General features: G+C 53.1%; 7 protein-coding genes. All 7 read right to left on the bottom strand.

Annotated features, from left to right (window positions below; all coding sequences use genetic code 11):
* Positions 1–63 precede the first annotated feature (63 nt).
* The 7 genes from AACV31_RS09535 to AACV31_RS09505 all read right to left on the bottom strand — a co-directional run bounded on the left by AACV31_RS09535 (position 64) and on the right by AACV31_RS09505 (position 9529).
* Positions 64–711, bottom strand: coding sequence for a DUF2931 family protein (locus AACV31_RS09535; RefSeq protein WP_166337080.1), 648 nt, complete (start codon positions 709–711; stop codon positions 64–66).
* Positions 708–2276 (bottom strand): T6SS phospholipase effector Tle1-like catalytic domain-containing protein, encoded by a 1569-nt coding sequence (locus AACV31_RS09530; protein WP_166337079.1) that lies wholly within the window; start codon positions 2274–2276, stop codon positions 708–710. Before AACV31_RS09530 ends, AACV31_RS09535 begins: the two co-directional genes overlap by 4 nt.
* A complete protein-coding gene (locus tag AACV31_RS09525; protein ID WP_165153775.1) occupies positions 2273–4813 on the bottom strand; it encodes a type VI secretion system Vgr family protein in 2541 nt (846 codons plus the stop codon). Before AACV31_RS09525 ends, AACV31_RS09530 begins: the two co-directional genes overlap by 4 nt.
* A gap of 285 nt (positions 4814–5098) precedes the next feature.
* Positions 5099–5734, bottom strand: a complete 636-nt coding sequence (locus AACV31_RS09520; RefSeq protein ID WP_370458086.1) for a putative T6SS immunity periplasmic lipoprotein — start codon at positions 5732–5734, stop codon at positions 5099–5101.
* Between the two features lie 132 nt (positions 5735–5866).
* Complete coding sequence (locus tag AACV31_RS23170) at positions 5867–6115, bottom strand: hypothetical protein (protein WP_370458085.1); 249 nt, start codon at positions 6113–6115, stop codon at positions 5867–5869.
* Complete coding sequence (gene tssH / locus AACV31_RS09510) at positions 6108–8750, bottom strand: type VI secretion system ATPase TssH (RefSeq protein ID WP_165153773.1); 2643 nt, start codon at positions 8748–8750, stop codon at positions 6108–6110. The genes AACV31_RS23170 and tssH overlap by 8 nt, the downstream gene beginning before the upstream one ends.
* Positions 8751–9037: 287 nt before the next feature.
* Positions 9038–9529, bottom strand: coding sequence for an Hcp family type VI secretion system effector (locus tag AACV31_RS09505; protein ID WP_007760695.1), 492 nt, complete (start codon positions 9527–9529; stop codon positions 9038–9040).
* Positions 9530–9540 lie beyond the last annotated feature (11 nt).

Raw genomic sequence — 9540 nt, 5'->3', positions numbered from 1 at the left:
AATCTCCTCCCGGAGAGTAAAACATTTCATTTTTTCTCTTACTGAAAAGATCAGAGCAGGTTATTACCAGTTACCGTACGGATAAGTTTTATCACTGATAAAGTTTTTCATTCCATCACTGTACTCATAACCATTCGGGAAATTCGTTTGCCCCTTGCACATATCAAGATCTTTTCCTGAAAGGGTTTTTATCTCCGTCTTCGTTTGCTCAAGATTGGGACGGCCATTATTCTTCAGCCACACCCGCACTTTCCCTTCCGGCGCAAGCCCGATAACCAGATACTGAAAATAATAGGTCTCCTTTGGGCTGTAGTTACTTTTCTCCGTACTCAGCATTTTCTGCCAGGTATCTGGCGCGAATATCAGCGAGGTTTCATACGCTTTCCTGTCAATGATGGAATCCCAGCAGAAGATCATCATACTCGGCGGAGAGACCGCCTGGTTAAAGGGTGATTTGCCCTGTCCTGCATGGTCGCTCCAGCTTCCCACGCTGTCGCCCTGGGGCTGGTCTATCGTTCGGTAAACCCTGGCGTACCCGTTGATGTCGAGCATTTTTACGAGCGTAACCTGCGCCGGCAGCGCCCGGGGTGTGGTAAAAGTAAAATACCATTCATCAAAAGGCGCTTTTACTTCACCCTGCTCGTCCGCAGACGACACACTGTTGCAGGCTGTCAGTAATAACGTTGACAGTAATGTTATGGACAGCTTCATGCTTTATCTCCGCTCATATTCCAGACTGCGCGCGTCCAGCCGGTACCCGGACGGCTCAGGAAACCGAATAATTCAACTGCGCTCACAGCACCATAGATTCTTTTAATCTCTTTGCCATCGAGCCAGACCGTTTTGAACTCAACCGGATTCCAGTTTGCGGAGCAGTGAGTATATTTTCCAATTGACTGGAGTTCAGCTGAGGAAAATGGAATAGGAATGCCACCGTTTCTAATATTAATACCTTGAGAAATTGCTTTTTGACTTAATGCTTCTAATTCTTTCGGTAATTTGAAGTTTTTATCCTTTGGCAGAATTTCTGTAATATCAACCCCCCCCTCTTTTGCCGCGTCTATCATGACCCGTAAACATACTTTACTCCAGTCATTAGGAACAATACGCTTTAGCGTCACGGCAGCACCGACGCGCTTTTCTGTTAGCCCTTCATTTTTCTTATTATGATTAACCAGATAGTCATACCAGGTTTCCGTTGTCACTTCACCATTAGCCATTAACGGGCGGAGATTTGGGCATTTTCCCAGTGTGGGTATTTCATCAGTTGCCTGACGGTAAACATTCGTTTTTTCAGGTGGGGTATCATTTTTTACCGTTTCATATCGTGGTTTTGTTATGAAATAGTATTCCTGTTCATAGGGGTTATAACCACCGCCGATATCAGAGTGTACACCTGGTAAACTTAACTCTGGCCATAATTCTTTAATACTGTTGAGGCTAAAGTTATAACGGCACTCATGCATGGCGCTAATCTGGAAGACTTTCTGGGCTATATCCTGTGGCAAATACAGATCTATTCCCGGATTATAGCCGTTATGTGGCTCAAGCCCGACAGCACATACCGTATCAAACAGCCCTATAAATCTGATTTCACCGGCGGGTTTACCATGCTGATTTCGGCCCTGCAGTCCTTCGGCTATTGCCTTTTGTATGGTTTCATCATTTTTTCTGACACGATTTGCGAAATGGCGCGCAGCCGCAGCCCCGCGGCTGAATCCAAAAATGTCGAACTGGATTTTTTCAATGCCATACATGGTTCCACTTTCTTTCATTAAGAGAGTTCTAATCTGAGCTGCAATTTGAGAAACACCCTCATCTGTTTTACCCACTACCCCTTCTGAAAACATTCCTGTGCCCTTTGCAGTCCAACTATCTTCTTCTCCCTTTTGTGTTCCGATCCCTTGCACATAAACCGCTCGTTGATAAAGCGTTTTTCCTTCAATAATTTTATCATCTCTGACATAAAGCGTATTTAGCCAGTGAATATTGGAGTAGTAACCCATATAGCTACTACTGTTTAAAGCGCTCATGCTCAATTTTTGGTAACATAGATCCGCATCTTCCTTTTTCAAACCAACATCAAGGTGTGTGCACTTTTTCAGAAGGCGTGTATCAGTATTAAATACATTATTCCCGGTACCATCAAAAAACATGCCTATCGTGATAGTAATTCCCGTCACGGATTTACGTTTGCAGATAATCGTTTTCTCAGGTGTGTTTATATCGGTGAAGTGTGAGCCATCACTGGTTTCCCATGTGTGATAATACGTCATGTGTTGTCGCTCCTTCCTGATTTGCTGGTTCCCAGGATGTCAATATTGAGCTTGCAAGGCATTGCCGTATAAATTGGCACTGTTTTACCATTTTCGTCAGAGACACCAGTAAAAATTTCACCATCGCCGGTTGTGATTTTATATTCTGTATTCGGGATGATATTTCCATGTTCATCCTTCAGGGTATAAATACCACCATACCCTTTCGGGAAATCATATGGAGTTACATTCAGCATTGCTGGTCCCATTTTCTGAACGTTCAGCGTTTTCAGTAAAATATTTTCAGGGCAACCCAGTTCAATATTTCCGTCGCTGAGCCGGATATAAGCGCCCCCGCAGTTGATCACCAGCTCCGTTGCCGCGGTGATTTCCACCCGCCCTTCCGTACTGGTGACGGTAATATCCTTTTTTGCCAGCGCCTCCAGCGCGTCATCCTGCGCCTGGATTTCCACTTTCCCCTTCGCCGCAAACAGCTTCATCCCGGCCTGGCGCGCCAGCACGCTCACCGCTTCCCCCGCCGCCACCGTAAAGCGCTTCAGCGCGCTGATGTCAGTATTTTGTTGGGACATAATCCCCACGCTCGCGCTACCCGACGCCACCCGTACCGCCTGCGGGCTGGTGATGCTTACTCCTTGCGGCGCATTCAGCACCATCCCCGGTTTCAACAGGTCTTTCAGGGCATCGGTCAGCGTCACCTGGCTCTGAATATCAGCCGGCAGCGCATCTACGGTTTCCGCCGCATCTGACAGGCTGCGGGCTATACTCAGTGCATTCTCCAGCTGCGCAATCGCCTCTTTCATGTCCAGCATCCTGCCGCCCGCCCGGGGTTGTTCGTCTGCTGTGATAAACACCCCGGCACCGCCCCGGATACTCACCCATTTGTCGGTACGCAGTTCCGCCCCTTCACCGCGCAGCGCCCGGGAGGCATCCACATTGTGGCCAAGATTAAGCTGCGTCTTGCCGCCGTACTCGGTACTGAGCTTGATATGCTCCTCGCCGCGCTTGTCCTCCATCCGCAGTTTATTGTTGGTTGGTGTGCGGATCACATTGCGGGTGCTGTTCTTCTCGGTCACATGGTCAACGTGGCGGGAATCGTGAAGGGCATGGGCGATATACGGACGGTCCGGGTCACCTTCGTGGAAAGCAACCGCCACTTCGGTGCCCTGTATCAGCGGGAAGTGAAAGCCATACTCATCGCCGCCGTAGGGTTTGGCGAAGCGCACCGGCATACTCTCCTGGCCGGACAATTTTTCATCGCGGTCGGCGTCGAATTTCACCCGGTACATGCCCGACGCATCCTGCCAGGCGTAGATATCATTGTCTCTGGCACTGGTGACGCGGGCGGTCATGGTGCCGGTGACTTTCGGGCGCGGTTTAGCCGCCGGGCGCCAGCAGCGGGTTTCGCTGTAGGGCATGCCTTCCCATACCACCCGCAGGGCATTTTTGCGGCTGGCAGAGTAACCGGCACTGATAATGACGATGCCGTTTTCGGTTTCACGGGGCAGCGTCGGCGGAATGGCGGTTTCGGTAATGGTCAACACCTGTGCCGGGCCGAGTGTATGGTCAGTGCTGCTTCCGGTTACCGTAGTCTGGTTTGACAGGAAACGCTCATGCTCCAGACGCGCCCAGAAATTTCCCGTCTCTGCCGCCGGGTCGATTTTGTCGCCACGCTCAAGGTGGCGGGGGCGGTAGTGGCACACATCTCCGTAAGTTATACCGTCACCATCGCCCCTGGTCATGTCCGCCGGCGCTGACAGCAGGACTTTCTGCGCCTGCCGGTGGTTGTAATCACTGGCCGTGACGCTGCGCTCCACCACATTGTGCCGCACATTCACGCCCCACACCGAGTCCGCCCCGTTATCATTCGCCCCTGACGGGCTGTTCAGCGGCAGGGTTTTACCGAACTGCCAGGCGCTCTGTCTGTCGGCAAAATGCACCACTTCGGTCTGCGTGTCCGGCTGCAGGGTGAAGAAATAAAATATCCCCACTTCGGCCAGCAGACGTTCGATAAAGGCCAGGTCACTTTCCTGGTACTGGTTAATCTGTTCCCGCTTCGGATAATCGGCCCTGAGCGTGAACTCATACTCCCAGCCTTTCAGGCCATGCTCCTGAAGCACGTCGGTGACCACTTCCGGCACCGATTTATTGACGAAAAAGCGGTGGGTGCGGAACTGATTACCGAGCAGCGCCAGAAACGGCTCAATAATAATCTGGTATGTCGCCTGGTCGCGTGAGCCACTGATACGATTAAAGTGTGTCACCACGCCGTGTACCACCTTCTGCTCAGCCAGCCCCGTCAGTGGCCCGGCTCCCATGGCCAGCGTCGCGGGTTTGCTCAGCAGTTGTGTGGTATCAATGTTCAGGTCGCTGCTGGTGAACCGGATGTCATAGTGGTAGAGCTGGCTCATTGCCTCGACGCCGCTGAAATCTTCGACGTCCAGTAATGAAGGGCATGACGGAATGTCCAGACGGTAGCGGTTCAACCCACTTCCCGTTAGCGCATACAGGGTGTTTTTAAGCGTATCGGTCTGACTCATAATATTGGCTCCTTGGGATAACCTGCTGTCCATAACTTTATTGCCAACGGCAAGTAACAGGTTTAATCAGGGGTACTCAGCAAGCACGAAAAAGAGTGATTACGGCCCGATGCTCTAAAAGCGCAGGCAAGCGTTGTAATACTTCACAAAAATTTATCTGGAAAAATGTTCCGGTCATGATATGCAGGCAAGAGATAAATACTCTTGCCGGATTAACCACTACGATGTGTAGATTACCTAATGTAAGATCCATATTTACGAGCGCGCCGTTAATATGGATATTTATTATTCAGGCACCTGAATTGAACCATACGGTCTTGCGAATTCACGTTCGCTCAAAGGAAAATTATAGACATGGTTATTATTTACTCCAACACCGACAACAAAACTTCTCGGATCCTTATCTCCTGAAGTTGCATGAAGTACAAATTCAACAATATACTTATTACCATTTTCAAAAGTATAGTATGAAGGAGGAATACACAGCTCCCCGGCACCATTCCTGAGACCTGGTGAAAAATCAAACTTTTTCTCTTTTGGGGGTATTCCCCTTAGATTTATCCCGATATCCACTGGCTGATAATCCTGTGCATTATCAATATTTATACAAACATCCCTCCCTCTGCTGCTCACCTTTGCGGTTTCATCAAAGCGCATTATGTCACCGGGCCCCGGGCATCCCGTCAGAATTGAAACACAAACAAATGATAAAAACAGAAGGTTAAACGTGTTAACGTTGTTCTCACTCACCATGGGACCCCCCTTAAAGCCCGCTCTGTAACCGGCACGTATCACCGTTTCAGAAATATCCCCATCGAGTGTGATGTCAGGGTATTTTTGATTTTCAAGGTGACTCCATATTTCATAGCCAAATGTCTGCAAAATAAAATTATCTGCAATAATCTGTGCTTGTTGCTCCATTGGATATTCACTGAGCAATCGACCATCAAGTGTATATCGATAACTAACCAGCCAACTCACCAGGCCCCGGCAGATAACGTTCATTCCTCTCTCGCGTTGCCAGACATGGCTCATTTCATGAATAAACATATGCTACATATAATCTGTAGACTGTGAGAAATCTTCCCGGTAATGATCACGAAAATAAATTTCACCATTCGGCGTCATTGCCGCATTTCTATTCTGTAAATTAAAAGGCAGGTAACTGCCCCTGTGGATCCATACTTTCGAATAGTCAATAGTGGATGCAAAAACAGATTGTGCCAGCTTTATTTCACCCATCGTAAGCAGCCTGATACCACCATATTTAATTCTGAACTGATCCTGAGTTTCTTCAGTCATGTTTAAACTCCATCACCACGCCCTCTTCCTCACTCCACCTCAGCGTCAGAGAGAGCGGCTTCTGCTTCGCCGCCATGTGGCTTAATAGCTGCTGGCTCAGCACCGGCAGGATCTGCTGCGCCAGCAGGCTGTCGATATTGCGCGCGCCGGTATCCGGCAGCAGACAGGCAGCGGTCAGGGCGTCGTACAGGCTTTCTCTGATTTCTGTCGTCAGGCCGTAATGACGATGCAGGCGCAGGCTTACCTGCGACAGCTTTATTTCCACGATGGCGCGCATCGCCTGTGGGTGCAGCGTGCGGTAAATCACCGTCTGGAAGCGAGCAAGTAAGGCAGGCTGGAAGTGGTCGCGCAATATCGGGCGCAGCAGTTCATGCAGGTCGGTATCTGTGGCATCCGGCTTTTCTTCCAGCAACTGCATGATATGGTCGCTGCCAAGGTTGGAAGTCATCAGGATGACCGTATTGCGAAAATCGATTTCGCGTCCTTCGCCGTCGCGCATAAAGCCGCGGTCAAATACCTGATAGAAGAGGTTCATGACGTCGCGGTGCGCCTTTTCCACTTCGTCGAGCAGCACCACGCTGTAGGGGCGTTTGCGCACTGCTTCGGTGAGAATGCCGCCCTGGCCGTAACCAACATAGCCCGGCGGCGACCCCTTAAGCTGCGAAACGGTGTGCGGCTCCTGATATTCTGAAAGGTTGATGGTTATCAGCGATTTTTCGCCGCCGAACAGCGCATCCGCCAGCGCCAGCGCCGTTTCGGTTTTGCCGGTGCCGCTCGGGCCGGTCAGCAGGAACACGCCCTGCGGGCCATTTTCTGGCGTGAGCCCGGTTTTCGACGCGCGCAGCCGCTGCGCGACCGCCTCCAGAGCGGCCGTCTGACCGACCACGCGCGTAGCCAGCTTCTGCTCAAGGTTCAGCAGCTCTGTCTGTTCATCCTTCATCAGTGATGAGAGCGGCACGCCGGTCCAGTCGGCAATCACCGTCGCCACGGTACGCGCGTCCACATCCAGCCCCAGCAGCGGGTTGCCCTGCTGAACGATCGCCAGCGCTTCTTGCAGCGCCGCACGCTCCGCCTGGCGGGAAATATCGCGTCGGCAGGCCAGCAACCGCTCTGTTGCGGCGAGCTCCTGACCGTACTGCGTTTCCAGCGTATCGAGCTCAAGAATAATGCTGACTTCTTCCTGCTCAATCGCCGCCAGCCGCTCGCCATGCGCGGTACTGCCCAGCGCGATCTCTTCCAGCAGCGCCTGCTTTTCGAGCTCAAGGGCGGTAATGCGGGCGCGCCGCTGCGTCAGCGGCTCCGGTACGGTGTCGTGGCTCATACGCACACGGGCTGACGCCGTATCCAGCAGGTCCACCGCTTTGTCCGGCAACTGGCGGCCGGTAAGATAACGGCGAGAGAGCGTGACGGCAGCCCGGACCGCCTCGTCGGTAATGTGCACGCCATGGTGCTGCGCGTAGCGGGATTTCAGGCCACGGAGCATCAGGCAGGCGGTGTCGTCGTCCGGCTCATCGACTTTCACCCTCTGGAAGCGGCGCTCCAGCGCGGCGTCACGCTCAAAGTATTGCTTGTACTCGCTCCAGGTGGTGGCCGCGATGGTTCTGAGTTCGCCGCGCGCCAGCGCCGGTTTCAGCAGGTTGGCCGCGTCTGCGCCGCCCGCCTGGTTGCCCGCGCCAATGAGGGTATGCGCCTCGTCGATAAACAGCAGTACCGGCTCAGGGGCGTGACGCACCGCGTCAATGATGGTTTTCAGCCGCTGCTCAAATTCGCCTTTCACACCCGCGCCCGCCTGTAACAGGCCGAGGTCAAGCGTGCGTACCGATACCGGTTTCAGGCTATCCGGCACGTTGCCCTCCGCGATTCTGAGCGCCAGACCTTCCACCAGCGCGGTTTTGCCGACCCCCGGCTCGCCGACCAGTATCGGGTTGTTCTTGCGACGCCTTGAGAGAATATCCACCATCTGGCGGATTTCATTGTCGCGGCCAAAGACCGGGTCGATGTCTCCGGCTTTCGCTTTCGCCGTGATATCCAGGGTGAACTTATCCAGCACTGCGTGAAGCGCCGGGTTGAGCCCACCCTCTTTTACCGGCTCTTTTTCCGCACGACCGGCAAACGCCACGCCGTCGCCAGGGTCGCGGGTGAGTTGCGCTTCCTGCTGCGCCTCGGGACGTTCATCCGACTGCGCGTCCAGCATCGGGCGCAGACGATCAAGTTGCGCGCGTGAAAGACTCTGTAGCGGCCACATGCCGTCGCATTTAATCAGCGACGGTTTTTCGGTTATCGCCATCAGCAGATGTACGCCGCGTATCTGGCTGTTATCTTCCAGCGAGGCATACAGCCAGGCCTGTTGCAGCAGACTTTGCAGATGCGCAGCAAGCTCCGGGCGTCCGCGCACCGAGCGCGGCAGCGTGTCCAGATGCGCGAGTAAATCCTGCCACAGCCCGTCCATATCCCATTCGTAGCGACGGGCGATCACCGTGATATCCCCTTCGCCCAGTTCCAGCAGCTTGAGCAACCAGTGCTCAGGCGCAATGCAGGCGTGAGCGCGGGTCTGACACAGCGTAGCCGCCGCTTCCAGCGCGCGGGCGCAGTAAGGATTTAAACGGCGCAGTAATACGGCTGACTGGTGTTCCATGTTCATTTTCCCTCTGATTGCAGACACGCTACCGCCCCTCGCTGTTTATTTACCAAAGCGCATCAGGTCAGTACCGGATTGTGTTTTTGTTTGCTCAGCCGCCGACTACCGGCCACTCAGGAAACAAAAACTGCGGGCAGAGAGTCCTGCCCGCACGGGCGGATTACCCTAAATAATTCGCGCTGCAGGAAGGCGGCAAAGGTGTGAGTCCCCGGAAGCACAGTGAACTATGTGGCCGGGCGAGCACGTGCAGCCAACGCACCTGCGGCGCGAAGTGTGACGGGTAATCAGGCGGTGGTACGTTCGTTCCAGGAGTCGGAATGAATGATGTTGCCGTCCTTGTAGGTCCAGGTGATTTTTTCGTAGCGCAGCTCAATGCGCTCAAGATGGTTGTGCTTCTCTTTGGAAGGCTCCTTGATGTCGTGCATCAGCGGCGCCACTTTCACCAGCTTCACGTTCTCCAGTTTCGTGTTGAAGTACTCCACTTCCTGGCCCGCGTCGTTAATGCGGTACCATTTGAACTCTGCCGATTTCAGGGTCTGGCCGGTGGTCACCGCCTTGTAGAGGTACGGGCTGGACGCGTCGATCTCCTTGGTGAACAGGAACGGCGTATGGATACGGGTCCCCGTCAGCTTGCCGGTGTTGTTGTCGGTCGGGATGTACAGGGTGTGTTCCTGCGCCACCACCTCGATGCTGCCTTCGCGATCCTTCACATCAACGGAACCCTTGATGTCCGCGCCGCCATCGTCCTTCAGCCAAAGATAAACAGGAATTGCCATTGGATTGTCTC

Source organism: Cronobacter sp. EKM101R (assembly GCF_963888145.1).
Lineage (GTDB): Bacteria > Pseudomonadota > Gammaproteobacteria > Enterobacterales > Enterobacteriaceae > Cronobacter > Cronobacter turicensis.
The sequence above is the reverse complement of the archived record's forward strand: the minus strand, read 5'-3'. Positions and strand labels throughout refer to the sequence as shown.